We start from the raw sequence: 16559 nt of genomic DNA, 5'->3' as shown, positions 1-16559 counted from the left end.
TTATCAAGGGCTTGCGAAGTCGGTGCCAGAGCTTTAGTCCGGTAAAATTCTTGGGGACTGGCACGGTGCCAGTCCCGGCATCCTTCACCGAAGCGGGGGACAGAGGACAGTTCCTTTGAGCCCTTATGTGTCAAGGGGTTGCAGAACTGGTGCCGGAGCTTTCGTTCTGTAAAGCAGCGCGGGTCAGGCGCCAGACCATCCTCTTTAGAAGTAAATCGTTATAATAAATTTCCACCGTTATGATGAATTTTGAGAGGTTTCGGTTGAGCCCCCTAATTTTGGACACGCTCTTCCGAATTCTAATGTTTTCTCCGTTTTTCAAAGAGCGATCTTTCTAGGTTTTACTTCACCCTTTTTATGTTTCTGAAAATAGACAGCTGGAGGCCAGTCCTCAAGGCTTCCATGCAGTCTTTTGTTATTGTAAAACTGAATGTATTCCTTCACGACTTCATTGGCCTCTTCGAATGTCTGGAATTCGTGCCGCTGGTAACACTCTCGTTCGAGGACGCTATGAAAGGACTCGATATAAGCATTCAAATTAGGTGACTTTGGAGGAATTCGTTCATGCTCCAGCCTTTCTTTGTTTTCCAGGCAGAACTCTTGAAATTGGATCCCGATAAACTGGGGTCCATTATCGGTTCTAAGCACCAGCTTCTCTTCGCCGGAATTTTCTATTTTACGGGCTCTCAGAGCCGTCTTAAGCATTTTTGTGATATCTTTCCCGCCACATGTTCTCCCTAAATAAAAGCCGACAATCTTCCGATCGTACACGTCTATCGCGCTTGCCAGGTAGAAAAAACGCTCTATGCCTGGGATGTATCCATATTTGATGTCAATCTGCCACATTTGATTTGGACCTGTGACGATTCGATTCCTGGCAATCTTTCTGGGGTACTTATTGTTTCGAATTTTTAAAGGGAACAGGATCCCCATTTCCTTGCACAGACGGTACACCTTCTTTTTACTGATGGTCAGATGGTGCTTCCGTTTTAGGCAGCTTGTCAGTTTCCGATACCCATAGACCGCCTCCATACCACCGATCAGCTTGACCAGGTACGCTTTGATTTGCTCGTCAGATACACGTTTTCCTTTTGAGTCTAAGGAAAAACCGGGGATAGGCCTTCCGCCAGCTACCCTTTTCGCCGGAATGGGATTGGCCTGTTGATAATAGTAAGTGGACTTAGATATTCCCACAATGTTGATTACCCGAGTGACCGCAAACCCGGCTTCTACCCATTCTTTTGCGAATTCGACTTTATCGGTTAGCGTTTCGATTTTTTTTTTATCATTTCTCGAAGCATTTCAACTTCCAGCTCTTTTTCCCCTAACAGTTTCATGGCTTGATCATATTTTTTCTGGATCTCATCCGTACCAGAGTTTTCAGAAAGGGGAGAGACACCCTCCATTTTCATCTCTAATTCGACTTCATCCCGATACTGGCGCACCCACCCAGACAGAGTAGAAGGAGCTACTGATAATTTCCTGGCTAGGAAAGCCGTATTGCCGGACTCTAATGCCATTCTGACATATTTCTTCTTTACGTCCTCAATCGGACCATTCTTTCTCTTCATCTTGGCCTCATCTCCTCTGCCCTCATTATATTTAGAATGAGTGGAGGTGTCCAAACTAGTTAGGGGGCCTGAGAGGTTTATGATGAAATTTTAAATTTTATGATGAAATTTCATCCGTTTATGATGAATTTTCAGCCGTTTATGATGAATTTTTCAAATTTATGCTGAATGCGGAGTGCCGGCCCCCTCTTCACCAGCATATAAAGCAAAAACGGCGGTCCGCCCGCCGTTTTTCTCATATATAAATCATCTGCGGCTTTTCATGGCTTAGAAAATCGTGGTGTGAAATTGTCCATGCATAGGCTCCTGCAAAGTGAAAAAGGATGATATCTCCAACCCGGACGCGGTCACAGTGCTCTCCTCTGACCAGGACATCGTTCGGTGTGCACAGTTCTCCAGTAATCCACACTTCCTTGGACCGAAGTTCAGGTCTCGAAAGCGGATATTCCCATTCTTCCACAGCGACGACTTCAAAGGGATGGCTCATTTTCCATGCGGCCGGCAGCCGGAGATGATGGGTTCCTCCTCTTACAGATACGTAAGCCTGACCATGGTTTTCTTTTACATCCATAACCTCAGCAGCATAATAGCCAAAAGGCCCGGCCAAATAGCGTCCAAGCTCAAATACGAGCTCCCATCGGTCCGGTGCTTCCCGGACGAGTTCGTGCATGCCTTTTGCAAAGGCCCCCCAGTCGAACGGTTTGTCCTGTTTCTCATAATGGACACCGATTCCACCGCCGAAGTTGACATATTGTGCGTTCACCTTGTACATTTCTTCCCAAAGGTTCACTTTCTCGATACAGTGGCGGACGAAAGCAAGATGGGCCTCTGCATCCAGATTGTTGGAGACAGAATGAAAGTGAAAGCCTGTAATTTCAATAAACGGGAGCTGTTTCACCATTTCCATGACCTCGGGCAGCAGGGATTCATCGATGCCGAACTGCGTCGGTTTGCCTGCCATGGTGAGTCGGGCTTTTCCGATTGCCTTCTCCAGGTTGACCCTAAGTGCAATCCTCACTTTTTTCCCAAGCAGCTGGGCGATAAAATGAATCCGTTCAATCTCCCACATGCTTTCGGCATGAATCATTCTGATTTCCCGGGTAATGGCGGCTTTCAAAAATTCATCGGTTTTTGCAGGGCCGCTGATAACCTTGTGATGGTCGGGAAAAGCGGTAAGCTTGTCCAGCTCTCCGAGTGATGCCGCTTCAAACCCTTTTACATGCCGCTGAACCGCGTGAAGGAGTACAGGATCCGGATTGGCTTTCATTGCATAATACAGGCTTACCTGCTCAGGAAGGGAAGCGGCCAGGCTTTGGGCATGCTCCTCCATCCCGCTTACATCATAAAGATACGCGCAAAAAGGCTGCCGCGGTGATTTCATTTTTAACAGTTCAATCTTGATTTGTTCTGCAGATGACATGGTTAACCTCCCACTTCGTTATGCATCTTTTCGAGCGGACGGCTGAAAATCGCTCCGATTATGATGGTCAGGGCACAGCAGGAGAGCCCCATTAACAGGCCGCTCCAATATACATTCCACTCAGCCAGGAGTGTAAACAGCATCGTTCCGAGAGAGATGAATCCTCTATCCATGAGGGCAATACTTAAAATCTTTCCCCTGTAATGGGACGGTACGTAGTGCTGCAGGGAAATCCGGTTCAGCGTCCGGTATACCTGCCCGAACAGCCCCATCATAAAGACGATGGCAAAAAGCAGATACGTGCTTTCTGCCGCCATGATCATCCCGATAATAAATACCCCGAACAGAACCGATGAACCGATCATCGTCCTGTGGTTCGCCCGGATCCATCCCGCTGACAGGACCCACGTTCCAATAATCGCTCCAAAGGATGAAAGGGAAAGCAGAAGTCCGAAGCCTTGGGGACCTATATTCATCAGAGAATCTGCGAAAATCGGCATCATCGAGGAATAAGGAAATCCGAATGTCATCGGGATGACGGAAAGCAGCAGCAGGCCCTGAATACACGAATCTTTTTTCACATACATAAAAGCATCCTTCAAATTCGAACCCCGGGGCTTGTCCTTTTTAGCAGGAACAGCCTGTCCCGGCGGAACGAAAACCATGACAAGAACGGATACCGCAAGCAATCCGAGAAACAGCGCGAGCAAAAATTCTGCGTCCATGGATCCAAGCAGCACGCCTGCTGCAGCCGGTCCGATCAGTCTCGCCAAATGGATCATCGAACTGTAATGGGCGACGGCGCTTGTTAAGCTTTCTTTTCCCGCCAGATCGGCGACATATGTATTTCGAATCGGCGCTTCAACAGCCTGTATCGCAGAGCGGATAAAGACAATGGCAAGGATAAGCGGCATCGGTCCTCCCCAGGCGGAAATGAGCCAGACGGTCGATGCCAGCATAAGCAGCTGGCTGATGAGCAGCAGCATCTTTTTCGGAAACCGGTCAGCCAGAACTCCTCCGGTCAGGCTGAAAAGAAAGATGGGAAGGAGCCGGCATACGTTAATGAGCCCCAAATAAAGAGGAGAATGCGTCATTTGCAGCACGGCCCAGTTTAATACGGTGAAGTCAGCCCATTCCCACAGCCGTCCCGCAAAGCCTGACGCATAAAATAGCCGGTACCCTTTTGACTTAAAGGCGGATGCGGCACTTTTCACGGATTGCCACACGCCTCTGCTAACGGATTCGGTGCTTTCACATACACGTACCCTTTATGCTCTGGAAAAAGCCTCATTAACGAAAGGGCTTTGTGTTTCACGTATGGTCCGAAAAGCAGCTCCCGGTCTTCTTTTGCCGTCCTGCCGCCAATTGCCTCAAGCGTCCGTTCCGCTTCCTCACGAAGCCATTTCCATGCGGCGGTTTCTTCAGTGCCTGTATAGGAGGATAAGATTCGGATGACCTCGCCAAAATGACTCTGGAAGACGGTGTAATGCATTTTACTTTGCATCTCTTCAAGGGAATCTGTCAGTGTCACCGAACCCGGCATTAAATTCAGATTAAGACCCTGCTCATGAAGCCGTTCTTTAAAAATCCTCGCGCCGCCCCAGTCTCTGAACAAATACTTTACGGGCTTCCCGTCTTTAAAGGACACAATGGAATTCTGCATATGCCCTTCCAGCCCAATTCCGTACTTCGTCATCAAGGTCAGCGTGCCTGGTAAAACGACCGAAATATAGGCCTTCATAAAGGATTCGAACCCTTCCTGATGAGTCACCTCATGACGAAGACAGTACTCCTCATAGATGTCTTCCAGCACGAGCCTTTTTGAAAATGGGGACGGGCTGTTATACGATGAGGCGACGACTGGTATTTCTTTGTGCCCCGTTAAATTTCCGAGGCCGCTTCTCATCATCGCTGTCATATTCCGGCTTTTCAGCGGATCCTCTGTTTTAAAGGCCACTCCGAACGTTTCCGGGATTGGAACGAACGTATCCTTTAAATGCGGCTCCCTGTCAAGAATTTCATCAAAAAGCCGGGAGACGGCTGGACCATTGCAGGCCGTCTGTGCGGATACAGAACGCTTCGTTGACGTCATCTGCGAATGGACAGGAAGCTTCAGATAAAGATCATTTCCTTTCGGGATGACCGTTCGGAAGGAAGTGGTCGGGAAGGCCGTCCATTCCATTTCTAAAACGTGAATGACTCCCTCATCCAGCTCTTTCCCAAACAGTTCGGGCAGCATATGATCGAGCTGCCATGGATGCACCGGAATGATGAGCCATTCATCAAGCTCTATCCGTTTCTTCCTGCATTCAGCAGCGGCCCGGTCTTTCAAACCCGGGAGACTTGCAAATAAGAATTCATTTGGGTCTATATTGGACTGTACCTTCCACATAAAGGTTTCTCTTTTCCCAAGCACAAAACGAACCGCTACGTTTCCCCGCAATTCGGGAGAATAATGAAAGACATCCTTTGCTTTCATCCCCATTTTCGTTTTTGTGCCCGGATGAAGGTGATGCCCTTCAATACACAGCTGCTCAAAGAACAACCCGGGATCGGCGAGATCTTCTGCATAGGAGTACAGCCGTTTAGATAAAGGCAGTGCTTCTTTCGTTTTCTCAAACACAGCATACGTGAGCGCTAAATTCGCACTCCCGTTCATCAGTTCATCTGCGTAGCTGTCCCAATTCCCGCCAAAATCAGGAAAGCCGGGATGGTGTTTTTCGAGAAGCTCAAGCAATTCAGCACATGTTCGAATTTTAACCAAACCGTCCTTCAGCAAAAAGAGCTCTGTAACCATAATCCGGTTAAAAGCGTGCCTTCCTGAGCAGGCGATGACAAGGTTTGCCCGGTCTTTAAGCGGAACGGATAAAAATACGGATGGTTTTCCCGCTGAAGCAGAACCGTGAATTTTCTGCTCTGCCGCTTCGCTTCTCATGTTCAGTACATCTTCACGCAGCAGGGATTCGGCCCATTTATTCAGGATAGCGGCTTCCGCTCTCGGCAGCTGTTCCAGAAAAGCGTTCTTTAAATGAGGAAGCTCTTTTTCAAGATACTCCAGCATCTCTTGTGCATAATTATTATGATTTTGTTTCGTTTCCGTTCTGTAATTCAGCACGTTTGCTTCCTCCTCGTGTGATGGTTGCAAAGGGGTTCGGCACCTTTGTGTACGTATTGTCAATGGTATGGTTAAGCCTCATTCCCACAAGACTCTTGAGAGAAAGCTCTTCTTCCATTAAGGCCGTCCGGTCAGACACCGCATCCGGATCCTCAGCGAGTTCATCAAAAACCCGCTCCAATTCTTCCGCTGCGGCCTCCCACAATGGGAGCTCATCCATATTCAGCTCCTGAACAAGCTGAATGATCAGTTCCCCGAGATGATTTTGGATCAGTGCATGGGAGACGGTATCCTGCAGTGCGGCTTCATTTTTCGCTTCCACATGAGTATCCACCTGGAAAACAAATTCATGTCCGGCTTTGCGGAGGCGCTGATTCAAGATTTTAATGCCGCCGTAGTCTCTTACGATTAACCTGACCGGAACGCCATGCTTCAATACGGGGATGCTGTTTTGAAGATGGGCTTCCAGGGCAATTCCATACCTGGTCATAAGCGGAAGGCAGGATTCGAACAGGAGTCTCGAATAGTCGCGAATCCAGTTTACTGCTGCCTGTTCCAGACTTCTGTCATTCATCGTCCGCTTATACAGGCGAACGGCTTCTAAAAGGACAGACCCGTTTCCGAATGGAGAATCCGATATTAGGGCAACTCCGGGTACCGCAAGCTCCCCCTCATGGAAGGCAACAGAGCGTTCCGGGTTTTCCCGAATCATCGCCGCCAGATTTTTTTCCCGTTCTTCCGATTCTGAATCCTTAAAATGAATGCCTGCTTCCTCAGCGAGCAGCTTCAGGCCGGAAGGGAAATGTTCCGTTCTGGCTAAAGCCCGGAACAAACCCGTGAACATCGGCCCGTGCATGGCGGAAGCGGGGGAAACGGTCCTTACAGCGCTAGTCGCCTGTACCCGGATGGCTGTTTTTAAATGGAATGGCTGATTCCGCCCTTTCGCTAAAGGCAAAAGCGTTCTCAGGGAAGAAAGCGCGTAAGATGGCTCCGTCCATCCATGCAGGAGAACGATCCGTTTTTCCTGAAGCTCCTGGATATACAGGTCAGGAAGAACATGCTCCGCCTGCCACGGATGGAGCGGAATCAATTCATACTCCCCCGGGTTCATGGAGCAGCCGTTAAGCTCTTGTTCAAAAACTTCCTGAAGTCCTTCATTTTGAAGAAATAAAAGCTCCTTCACCCCGCCGCTTCGCAGGAGGCTTGCCGATGTGAGGCTCTTATGGACCGTCGCGTACACAACAGCCGGTTTTCCACCGCATTCAGGAGAGTATGCCTTCACCTCTTCCGCACTCATGCCCATTTTTGTTTTCGTACACGGGTGAAGCGTATGTCCGTGAACAGCAAGCTGCTCGAAAAAGGCGAGCGGGCTGAAAAACTCGTCTTCCGCCGCTGTATGCCCGATCCAGTTAATCGAATTTGCGTGTGCTTCTTTATTCACCAGCCATTCCTTCTGCCTCTCAGCAAACTTCTTTAATCCAAGCGCATAATTCGCTGAGCTGTTCGCCAGTTCTTTTTTAAACCCTTCCGTCTCTTCTGATGCAGGAAAAAGACCGGCAGACTGCAGCTGTTCAAGAAGCTGAATAGGATCGTGAATCGGGCTGATGCGGCCGGATTCATGAAAAACAATCTCCGCTATAACAAAGCGGTTAAGCTGATACTTGCGCTTCATATGTATGTGAATAGACTTCTCCTCTTGAAGTCCAATGATGATCACGTTATGTTTTACCTTGCAGGGTACAAGCTTTTCACGGATCAGACATTGTGTCAGCCTGTCGAGTATCCCTTTTTTTGCTTTTTGTTCAAACTCCATGGCAGTTGGCCCTCTTCCCTTTCCGATAATGAGAATCAATCTCATTAATCATAATGAATATGACACTTTTAATCAATACTTCGATAGTCTTATACTATGAGCCAATGGACTCCGGCATTAAAAAAACTGCCTTTTTACAGGCAGCCCGTCCGATTATAAACACTTATACATCGTCCACATTCCGATATCCTTAAATCCGATTCGCTTATAAATTTTCCCTGCAGCGGGATTATCGTAAAACAAACAAAGCTCCCTTCCCTCGTCCAGCACCTCGCCGCAAAGCTTCAGCATGCATGCCGTCGCATACCCTTTTTGCTTATGCTCATTGACCGTACAGACCCCGACCACCATCGCGGACAAAGAATTTTCAGCGGCCGTTGATGCCGCGCTCACCATCATGCTGTCCGCTTCCACATAATACGTCCTGGAAACGCCCTTTTCCATGTTGCGGCGCTTGCTTTCGATGCTTTCGCTGCCAGTGAATTCCTCAATTTTTTTGTGAAGCCCGATGATTTTTTCAGCGTCATCGATCTCTGCTTTTTTTACGGAAACCGCTGAATCATCCTCCCCGGTTCCTTCAAGCGTATTGCACTTGGCATAATATAAAACCCGCTTATCCGTTTTCCGGTTAAGGTAAGGCTCAAGCTTCGCTGTCACCTCTTCAAGTCCGGAAAGAATTTGCCACTCTGGATCCCTCTTCATAATATCTGCGAAACCCTCCGCGTCAAACTCTCCATAAGAAAAAGGGATATAGTTTACTTCATATTTTAAAAGAACCCCTTTAAGCTCCCCGTCCTCATCAAAATCCCCCCACACTTTCTGGAAAGACTCATCATATCCGAATGCTTCAATGTCCCCGATTAAAAATAAATTTTCCGCGGGCTTCTTGGAAATGTATGCGAAACATTGCCCGTGGTCCTTTTCTGATAACTGTCTGATCATCTGCTGCTCCCCCTAAAGCATTCTCTTTCACCAAAGAGAATCGTATTTTCATTTCTCCATTCCACTCACTGCTCTTTTTCCTTCTCGGGATGAAGAAGCTGAGTTTCGGTCCAAAAGCCGGACCTTCTGATGGTTTTAGAGTTTATTATAAAGAATGTTCCGAACCTTTTCACTACTAAATTGAAATTTCTGTCATATAGTTTATCAAGCCAGTTAAATAGGGGGTTTTAAGGACATGCAATATTCGTATTACGAAGAATATCAGCGGCAGATGAATCAAAATGCACTGCTTGCGAAAGATATAGCAAAAGCATTGGACGGAGAATACACAGCGATTACTTGCTATGAGGTGCTGGCCAAGCAGGCGCCGACACAGGAACAGCGGGATAAGATTTTGGAGATTCGAATGGATGAGAAAAGACATTATGAGGAGATTTCGCAGATTTACCTCTCTCTGACCGGGCGCCAGCATAAACCTCAGCTGACCGAAGAGTGTGCATCCACATACGAGAAGGGACTTAATGCAGCCATTAAAGATGAGCAGGAAACGGTGGATTTTTACTTGAATATTTATGATAAGTCAACAAACGCCTATATAAAGCGAATATTCAGAAGAGCCGCATCGGATGAACAGAACCACGCTGTCTGGTTTCTTTATTACTTGACCAAACTGTAACGCAGCCGCCTGAGGGCGGTTTTTTTTTGCCGCTTGAACAGAACCGGACCTCAATCAACGGGATCGCATTTTCTCCCGTGCCGGATCACTTCGTAAATCGCCATTCCATCACTGGGATGATGATCGGAATAACGGACCGGAAGCAATGAAAAAATAACGTAGTAGCTTGAAAAATAAGCAAACTGATAGAAAAACATATGCGGTTCCAGTACACCTTTTATAATCAGGAAATTCAAAATTAAAATCGAGAGAAGATTAAAAAGGGCTCCCCCTCCATAGACAAGCGCATGAGTAGCACGGTTATCATACTTTAATCCTTCGTACTGGCAAAAAGAATCCAGAAAATATAAGCGTTTTACAGTAAAGCACTTAAACGTAAACAGCGTTTTCCCTCTTCCGATTGTAAAGGTGCCTTTTCCGCCAAAAACGAGCGCCATAATCGTATGGCCGAGTTGGTGGATGAACGAAGCAATAGGCAGAACAATACAAAGCGACCAGAGGAGCGTGAGCACATCCCGAAGCTCGAACATGATGAAAATCCTCCTTATGTGAATCTGTCTCGCCCGTACTGCCTGTTTTCCCCTAAATTCTGACCTCAAACCAGCGTTTAATCGTGTCATTATTCTGACATTTAAGGTATGATAGAGAAAGAACCACCCTATTCCAAAACAAGGAGGACATGACTCATGCGCTTCGATGATCAGCCCGTAACAGTAGATGAAAATGTAAACGTTTTTGCGGCGATTCCTGAGGACGGTACCGTTATCGGAACGGCCACACAGGAAGAACTTCTAATGGCACAGGATTTGGAGTGCAGGCACCTCGCCCACATGCGTCTAATGGATTCAAACATCCAGATCCAGGGAGTGTCTTATAAGGAGCTTCTTCAGGAATACCTGGAGTTTGAAACAAAATCCGCTGAGTTTTGGAAAGCGATCTATAAAAGACTGGATGTTCCATGGGAATGGATCCTCCGAATCGACTTAGCCCACGCTTATATTTATGTAATTAATCCTTTTGATGATGAAATAGCAGATTGAGAAAAAGCCGTCCTCCTGATTAGGGAGAACGGCTTTTTTGGTCATATGTGTCCCGGAGGCTGCCATTTATCGGAGGTTCTGGATCGGAAATCGGACACTTCAGTCCGCACGCGGATCTATTCCGCTGCAAAAGCCCCGCTTCATATCGTACTCCTAATTTCTATCCGTACCTGACTTGACTGGGATCCTGCCGGCCAGCATTTGTTCCGCGTTTTTTTACCGTACTTCAGCACCGGCCACATCCGGCCATTGTTCCATCGTGTACGCCATTTCCCAAAATGCCAGTTCGTACTTGCAGCTGATGGTAAAGTGCCGGAGCATTTTCTGGCGTTCTTTTTCGGAAGCTTCAAGAGCGAGCTGATCGAGACGCTCGAGCTGTTCGTAAACGAGTTCTTTAAACCATTCTCCGCCGTAGGCTGCAATCCATTCGCGGTAAATCGGCTCTTCCGGCTGACATTCTTTCAGCCGTTCGCCAATTTCGTAATAAATCCAGTAGCACGGCAAAATACAGGCGATGATCTCCCCAAGGCTGCCGGTAACCGCAGAACGATACATGTGGGAAGTGTAGGCGTATGCCGTTGGTGATGGTTCAAAAGCTTGTTTCTCTTCATCGGTGATCTGCAGCAGTGCGGAAAATTTTTCATGAAGCGAAAGCTCTGCTTCGTACGTCCCTTGAGCATGAAAAGCCATCCGGGCTGTGACATGAAGATCATCCGCCATCCCTCCTGCGAGCGCCTGTACTTTGGCAAAGTGGGATAAATAATACGCATCCTGCATGACGTAGTAGCGGAATTTTTCAAGAGGGAGTGTTCCATCGCCGATTCCTTTCACAAATGGATGATTGAAATTCGCCTCCCAAATTGAATCGGTTGCGTTCCTCAGTGTTTCTGTAAAAGATGCCATTTCCGAATTCCCCCTGCATGTTTTTGTGTAAAAATAGGCTCTGTTAGTCTGATGTTGATTGAAGTGGAAGGCGTGAGACTCCGAGCTGAGAGCAGCGGGACAGGTGAGACCCCGCAGCCGCAAAGCGGCGAGGAGGCTCACCGCCCGCCCCGCGGAAAGCTAGCGCCTGAAACGGAAATCAACATCCTAGTTTAACAGAGCTTAAAAATAAAAAACCGCTCTTAGCGGATAAGAGCGGGAAAGATCATAAACAGACAATCTCCCACTTCCCTCCGCTGGTTCAAACCAGATCAGGTTCCAAGGGTCCCGGAGTCTGCTCCGGTCTCAGCCTATTTTAAGGCTCCCCTAGTGGCAATGCGGTATTTTATTTTCCAGGTCCATCATAACATGCAGAGGAAAAAATTCAACTAGCGTTTCATGACAGCCGCCGGTATTTCTTCCATCCAATGATGATCAATCATGATTTTTCCGCCTTCTTTTGCAAACGAATAAATATCTCTCGCCGAAAGCGCCATTTTCAGCGGAAGATCCGGCCTCAGGCTGTACGTCGTTCCCAAGGCGTTGCTTGTCAGTCCTAAACTGCTGAGAAGGTTGATCAGATACATAATCAGCTTATCGGAGTATGGTGAAGTTTTTGTCTCGGCAATAACCGCTCCAGGCAAGGCAGAAACCGAAATGCCGCTCCCCTCCATCAGCTTGCCATACGATTGATACAAATCGATGGCGAGCGTCTCGCCCTTCTTCATATAGTTTTTGACAGCCGGCTCTTTCACTACCTTCGCCAAACCCTTCATGAGCTGCGCGCCGAAATTGTTGTTTTCAACAATATGATAAATGATGGATAGCTCGGTCGCATTGAGCGGTCTCTTGCGGAAATGAAATCCTGCCAGATATTTTTCCTTTTCCACATATTTAGGATGTTCCGGCATCTGTATAACCGGAGGAATCGTTCCATTGCCCACTTGAAGAAGACAATTTGTACACATTCCGAACACTTTATTAGAATGGGCAGACGTTCTCGAGAAAAAATCGTGGATGTCATTTCTGTATACCATCGATAAATGGACGGCGTTCAGTCCGATTCCAAGTTTCATCAGCATGCGCAAAAAACGGATATAAAAATATTGATCGAACAGCCTTTCCGCATTCCGGTTCACATCGGTTTCATCAAACCCTTCAGGAATGGACGCCCCTTCCTTTTTTAAAAGCTGGGCGATTTCTTTCACAAATTTTGTTTCTTCCTGATACGCATAGTGAAGGATGGATGTGATATCTTTCTGGGTCGTGACATCTAATGCATGTTCTATGATCCGAAGCAGCATCGTCTTCTTCTGGTAAGTAGACCACAAATTTGCTAATTCGGACGAAGACATCGGTTTCATCGTTCCAGCCTCATTTCAATAAATAGATGAACTTATTTTTCCATTTGATGGGGATTTTATGAAAAATAAAAAAAGATGACCATAAATGGCCATCCTTCTACTTACTTTTTTCGGTTTTTTAAGGCTTTGCCTACAAGGTTCAATGCTTTTTTCGTTTGGTCAGGATTTTTCTTTGCATAATCCACTACTTTTTTCAAAATGGATGATTTACTGCTCATCAAAATCACCTTCCTTGTTCATGATTATACCACATCTCTTTACGAAAGCAGGCCTGCCTGGTCCATCAGTGTGCCACCGAGCACCGTAAGCACGACGACAAGCCAAGGCGGAAGTTTCCAATAGACAAGAAGAGCAAAAGCTGACAGCGCAAGCGCAAACGCCCCGGCCGAATGGATGGCGCTTGTGAAAACGGGATGATATAAGGCAGCTAAAAGGATCCCGACAACAGCGGCATTCACTCCCATCAGTCCGGCCTGCACGGCCTTTACACTGCGGATTCTGCTCCAGAAAGGGAGAACCCCCATAACGAGCAAAAAGGACGGAAGAAACATCGCCGCTGTTGCAATGAGGGCACCCGGTATGCCGGATATAACCGCTCCTATGTAGGCTGCCAGTGTAAACAGCGGGCCAGGCACAGCCTGAGCCGCGCCATATCCTGCAAGGAATGCATCCTGTGTCACCCAGCCCGGCGGAACGACTTCTTTTTCAAGCATCGGCAAAACGACATGCCCTCCCCCAAAAACGAGGGAGCCAACCCTGTAAAACACATCAAACAAAGCCATAAAAGTGCCGGGGAATACATGCCGCAGAACAGGCAAAAGCACCAGGAGCGCCGCAAATAAAATAAGCGATCCGAAAGCGGCCTTTTTGCTGACCGATACGGCAAGCTTCGGAACTTCAGGAACTTTTTCATTTTTATAGTAAATGCACCCGAAGATTGCAGCTGCTGCGATGATCCCAATCTGGCCCCATGCGGAAGGAATAAACAGGGCACCGATCGCAGCGAGGACAGCAAGTGTTACCCGCGGTCGGTCTGGCGCAAGCGATTTCCCCATTCCCATTACAGCCTGGGCAACAACTGCGACAGCCGTAATTTTCAGTCCCATCAGCCACCCTGCATTCTGAACATCCGACCCCTGGAACAAATGGGCAAATAAAATCAGCGTGAAAACAGATGGCATCGTAAACCCGAACCAGGCGAGGAAGCTTCCGATTACCCCTCCCCGAAGCAAACCGATGGACAGCCCGACCTGGCTGCTGGCCGGACCGGGCAGGAACTGGCATAGCGCCACAATATCCGCATAAGACGAATCATCCAGCCATTTCTTCTTTTTCACATACTCTTCCCGAAAATAGCCTAAGTGGGCAATGGGCCCGCCAAAGGACGTACATCCAAGCTTGAAGGATACGAGCAGGATTTCAAGCCATGTCTTATACTTGGATTGCATTTATAAGTCCTCCGAATTGCTTTTTATCTTTATAGTAGCACGGGGATTTCCCCAGAGATGAATGGCCTATAAAATGTCATGAAAAATTTACACAGAATGGGTTTCGTTTATGACAATGGAAAGCTTGTAATTCACAAATTTATTCAGCCCTGTTAGAAATACGTCCAGTTCTTCATTGCCCGGAAACCGGCATTCCAGCAGATAGCAGCCATCGCCGCTGATTTTAAAATTTTTTCGGACATACTGCATGGATTCATTCAGGAACGCAAGGTAGGGCTGATGATTAAAGCTGTTTGTGTAAATGTTCAGGAAGGCATGGATCGCGTAGCCTGTTTTCTTTTCGTTGAGCTGGATTGTATATCCTTCAATCATCCCCTCGTCCTCAAGCTTCATTACCCGGGCAGAAGCAGCCTGACCCGTCAAATGGACTTTCCGCCCGAGCTCCTTCATCGTGATCCGGCCGTTTTTCTTCAGTTCGCTGATAATTTTTCCGTCGGTCTGATCGAGCATTCTTCCACCTCTTTCATAAATCAAGCAAATCAACGCATTCACTTGATCTTATCTATGTATGTCACGTCCCTTCTTATATTATCCTATAGAAGAATCATACAAAAGGGAGGAACTTGGAATGGAAATACGTCTTATCCGCAACGCGACATTACACGTCCATTACGCTGGAAAAACATTTTTAATCGATCCGTTTTTTGCAGAAAAAGGAGCCATGCCTCCATTTCCGAATACTCCGAATCAGGACCAGCGGAATCCATTGGTCAGTCTGCCTGACTCCATCGAAGAGATCGTAAAGGCGGATGCGGTACTTGTTACCCATTTGCATCCCGATCACTATGATGAAACAGCGAAACAGGCTCTGCCTAAGGAACTTCCCCTATACGCTCAAAATGAGAATGATGCAGAAGTGCTCCGGCAGGATGGGTTTGTACACGCACAATCATTGGGAGAGTCCATTTCCTTTGGAGATATTACCATAACAAAAACAAGCGGCCAGCACGGGAGGGGCGAAATTACGAAGCACACCGGTACGGTTTCCGGATTCGTATTTAGCCATCCTGAAGAAAAAACGCTGTATATAGCAGGGGACACCGTCTGGTGCAAAGACGTGGAAGATGCCATCGAGAAGCATCACCCTGAAGTGATTTTTGTAAACGGAGGGGCCGCCCAATACACGAGCGGTGATGTGATCACCATGGATAAAGAAGACATCGAACAGACTCAGAAGGCAGCTCCGGACGCAGAACTCGCTGTGATCCATATGGAAACACTCAATCACTGTCTGCTGACAAGGGCCGGGCTGAAGGAATTCCTTTCGGATAAAGAATGGTCAGAAAAAGTTTCTATACCGGAAGACGGGGAAACGCTGCAATTTTAAAGGAAAGTGCGGGCTTGTCCCGCACTTTTTTTGATTGTAGGGAGGAATATCTCCCCTTTATCTCGAAAGGAACCCCATGTCTTATAAAGAAGATACGGTGACGTTCCGGCCGGCTGAATTCTTCGGCACCCTGATTTATTCCGGTTGGTTTACATCTCCTTTCTACATTAAAGAGGAAAGCAGGAATTCCTATGAAACGAGAAGATGTGGTCTATTCCTTAGTCTGTGACGAAGCAAATGAGAAAATATTAATGGTGAAAAACAGCAAACGTGATGACTGGTCTATGCCGGGAGGGGCAGTGGAACAGGGTGAAACGCTTCCCGTTGCCGCCAAAAGAGAAGCGTTTGAAGAAACCGGCCTGACCCTTCAAATAGGCGACCTCCTTTCGGTGAACGAAGCATTTATGGAAAACAGCCATGCCCACGTTCTCTTTTTCACCTTTAAAGCTGAAATTATAAGCGGTGAATTGAGCATTCAGGATACAGAGACCATTGATGAAATTGCATGGATGGACTGGGAGACAGCGGACCGCTGGATGCCTTACCATCCGGAAGGAATCAGAGGTCTGCTGAAATCCTCCATTCCGTATGTGCTGGAGGAGTGAGGAATACATTGAGTGGAGCGGTGAACGGAGCGGATCAGTTTTGATGGATTCAGCATAAGTGATCGATTTTTCATCATAAAATGAATAAAATTCATCATAAGCAGGGCATTTTTCATCATAAATGTTAAAAATTCATCATAACTTGAAAAAAATTCATCATAACTCGCCAAACGCAATTCTTTGTGGAAAGTCAGCCATCAATCTCAGAAAGTCAGCAATTCTCCAATAAAGTCAGCAATTCTCCAATAAAGTCAGCA

At 47.2% G+C, this 16559-nt stretch carries 16 protein-coding genes and 1 riboswitch; of the genes, 4 read left to right on the top strand and 12 right to left on the bottom strand.

Annotation, left to right across the window (positions count from 1 at the left end; all coding sequences use genetic code 11):
* Positions 1-318: 318 nt before the first annotated feature.
* From CEF21_RS07345 to CEF21_RS07315, 7 genes are all read right to left on the bottom strand, one after another.
* Entirely contained in the window at positions 319-1275 is a 957-nt protein-coding gene (locus CEF21_RS07345; protein WP_123913123.1) for an IS3 family transposase, read from the bottom strand.
* Complete coding sequence (locus CEF21_RS07340) at positions 1263-1571, bottom strand: transposase (RefSeq protein ID WP_123913424.1); 309 nt, start codon at positions 1569-1571, stop codon at positions 1263-1265. The genes CEF21_RS07345 and CEF21_RS07340 overlap by 13 nt, the downstream gene beginning before the upstream one ends.
* Before the next feature lie 235 nt (positions 1572-1806).
* Positions 1807-2991 (bottom strand): type III PLP-dependent enzyme, encoded by a 1185-nt coding sequence (locus CEF21_RS07335; protein ID WP_123914630.1) that lies wholly within the window; start codon positions 2989-2991, stop codon positions 1807-1809.
* 2 nt (positions 2992-2993) lie between these two features.
* Positions 2994-4205, bottom strand: coding sequence for an MFS transporter (locus CEF21_RS07330; RefSeq protein WP_164462118.1), 1212 nt, complete (start codon positions 4203-4205; stop codon positions 2994-2996).
* A complete protein-coding gene (locus CEF21_RS07325; RefSeq protein WP_123914626.1) occupies positions 4202-6106 on the bottom strand; it encodes an IucA/IucC family protein in 1905 nt (634 codons plus the stop codon). The genes CEF21_RS07330 and CEF21_RS07325 overlap by 4 nt, the downstream gene beginning before the upstream one ends.
* The gene (locus tag CEF21_RS07320; protein WP_164462117.1) at positions 6069-7919 is read right to left on the bottom strand and encodes an IucA/IucC family protein; all 1851 of its coding nucleotides are present in this window, start codon (positions 7917-7919) and stop codon (positions 6069-6071) included. The genes CEF21_RS07325 and CEF21_RS07320 overlap by 38 nt, the downstream gene beginning before the upstream one ends.
* A 153-nt stretch (positions 7920-8072) precedes the next feature.
* The gene (locus CEF21_RS07315) at positions 8073-8861 is read right to left on the bottom strand and encodes a GNAT family N-acetyltransferase (protein ID WP_123914622.1); all 789 of its coding nucleotides are present in this window, start codon (positions 8859-8861) and stop codon (positions 8073-8075) included.
* A gap of 235 nt (positions 8862-9096) precedes the next feature.
* Between CEF21_RS07315 and CEF21_RS07310 the strand changes: the two genes are divergently transcribed.
* Positions 9097-9537: a ferritin-like domain-containing protein gene (locus CEF21_RS07310; protein WP_123914620.1), complete on the top strand. Its 441-nt coding sequence runs from the start codon at positions 9097-9099 to the stop codon at positions 9535-9537.
* Between the two features lie 50 nt (positions 9538-9587).
* Here the strand turns inward: CEF21_RS07310 and CEF21_RS07305 are convergent, their stop codons facing one another.
* Positions 9588-10067 carry an RIP metalloprotease gene (locus CEF21_RS07305; protein ID WP_123914618.1) on the bottom strand — a complete coding sequence of 160 codons (480 nt, stop codon included), beginning with the start codon at positions 10065-10067 and terminating at the stop codon, positions 9588-9590.
* 156 nt (positions 10068-10223) lie between these two features.
* Here CEF21_RS07305 and CEF21_RS07300 point away from each other — a divergent pair, with 156 nt between their 5' ends.
* Complete coding sequence (locus CEF21_RS07300) at positions 10224-10577, top strand: hypothetical protein (protein WP_123914616.1); 354 nt, start codon at positions 10224-10226, stop codon at positions 10575-10577.
* 216 nt (positions 10578-10793) lie between these two features.
* Here CEF21_RS07300 and tenA read toward each other — a convergent pair whose 3' ends face one another.
* From tenA to CEF21_RS07275, 4 genes are all read right to left on the bottom strand, one after another.
* Complete coding sequence (gene tenA, locus CEF21_RS07295; protein ID WP_123914614.1) at positions 10794-11480, bottom strand: thiaminase II; 687 nt, start codon at positions 11478-11480, stop codon at positions 10794-10796.
* Positions 11481-11730: 250 nt separating this feature from the next.
* A riboswitch (TPP riboswitch) is annotated at positions 11731-11837 on the bottom strand.
* 50 nt (positions 11838-11887) lie between these two features.
* Positions 11888-12862, bottom strand: a complete 975-nt coding sequence (locus tag CEF21_RS07285) for a DUF3231 family protein (RefSeq protein ID WP_123914612.1) — start codon at positions 12860-12862, stop codon at positions 11888-11890.
* Between the two features lie 257 nt (positions 12863-13119).
* Complete coding sequence (gene chrA / locus CEF21_RS07280; RefSeq protein WP_123914610.1) at positions 13120-14310, bottom strand: chromate efflux transporter; 1191 nt, start codon at positions 14308-14310, stop codon at positions 13120-13122.
* Between the two features lie 87 nt (positions 14311-14397).
* Positions 14398-14820 carry an Lrp/AsnC family transcriptional regulator gene (locus CEF21_RS07275; RefSeq protein ID WP_123914608.1) on the bottom strand — a complete coding sequence of 141 codons (423 nt, stop codon included), beginning with the start codon at positions 14818-14820 and terminating at the stop codon, positions 14398-14400.
* A gap of 118 nt (positions 14821-14938) precedes the next feature.
* On the opposite strand from CEF21_RS07275, the gene CEF21_RS07270 reads away from it, so the two are divergent.
* Both CEF21_RS07270 and CEF21_RS07265 read left to right on the top strand, forming a co-directional pair.
* Positions 14939-15697 (top strand): MBL fold metallo-hydrolase, encoded by a 759-nt coding sequence (locus CEF21_RS07270; RefSeq protein WP_123914606.1) that lies wholly within the window; start codon positions 14939-14941, stop codon positions 15695-15697.
* A 191-nt stretch (positions 15698-15888) separates the two neighbouring features.
* A complete protein-coding gene (locus tag CEF21_RS07265) occupies positions 15889-16302 on the top strand; it encodes an NUDIX hydrolase (RefSeq protein ID WP_123914604.1) in 414 nt (137 codons plus the stop codon).
* Positions 16303-16559: the final 257 nt, after the last annotated feature.

This window comes from Bacillus sp. FJAT-42376 (assembly GCF_003816055.1).
GTDB lineage: Bacteria > Bacillota > Bacilli > Bacillales > Bacillaceae > Metabacillus_B.
This window is presented reverse-complemented; position numbering and strand designations above follow the sequence as displayed.

What these genes read in the sequence shown, in the direction of transcription:
- CEF21_RS07340 (WP_123913424.1), bottom strand. Translation starts at nt 1,571, where the DNA reads ATGAAGAGAAAGAATGGTCCGATTGAGGACGTAAAGAAGAAATATGTC.
- CEF21_RS07335 (WP_123914630.1), bottom strand. Translation starts at nt 2,991, where the DNA reads ATGTCATCTGCAGAACAAATCAAGATTGAACTGTTAAAAATGAAATCA.
- CEF21_RS07320 (WP_164462117.1), bottom strand. Translation starts at nt 7,919, where the DNA reads ATGGAGTTTGAACAAAAAGCAAAAAAAGGGATACTCGACAGGCTGACA.
- CEF21_RS07315 (WP_123914622.1), bottom strand. Translation starts at nt 8,861, where the DNA reads ATGATCAGACAGTTATCAGAAAAGGACCACGGGCAATGTTTCGCATAC.
- CEF21_RS07310 (WP_123914620.1), top strand. Translation starts at nt 9,097, where the DNA reads ATGCAATATTCGTATTACGAAGAATATCAGCGGCAGATGAATCAAAAT.
- CEF21_RS07305 (WP_123914618.1), bottom strand. Translation starts at nt 10,067, where the DNA reads ATGTTCGAGCTTCGGGATGTGCTCACGCTCCTCTGGTCGCTTTGTATT.
- CEF21_RS07300 (WP_123914616.1), top strand. Translation starts at nt 10,224, where the DNA reads ATGCGCTTCGATGATCAGCCCGTAACAGTAGATGAAAATGTAAACGTT.
- tenA (WP_123914614.1), bottom strand. Translation starts at nt 11,480, where the DNA reads ATGGCATCTTTTACAGAAACACTGAGGAACGCAACCGATTCAATTTGG.
- CEF21_RS07285 (WP_123914612.1), bottom strand. Translation starts at nt 12,862, where the DNA reads ATGAAACCGATGTCTTCGTCCGAATTAGCAAATTTGTGGTCTACTTAC.
- chrA (WP_123914610.1), bottom strand. Translation starts at nt 14,310, where the DNA reads ATGCAATCCAAGTATAAGACATGGCTTGAAATCCTGCTCGTATCCTTC.
- CEF21_RS07275 (WP_123914608.1), bottom strand. Translation starts at nt 14,820, where the DNA reads ATGCTCGATCAGACCGACGGAAAAATTATCAGCGAACTGAAGAAAAAC.
- CEF21_RS07270 (WP_123914606.1), top strand. Translation starts at nt 14,939, where the DNA reads ATGGAAATACGTCTTATCCGCAACGCGACATTACACGTCCATTACGCT.
- CEF21_RS07265 (WP_123914604.1), top strand. Translation starts at nt 15,889, where the DNA reads ATGAAACGAGAAGATGTGGTCTATTCCTTAGTCTGTGACGAAGCAAAT.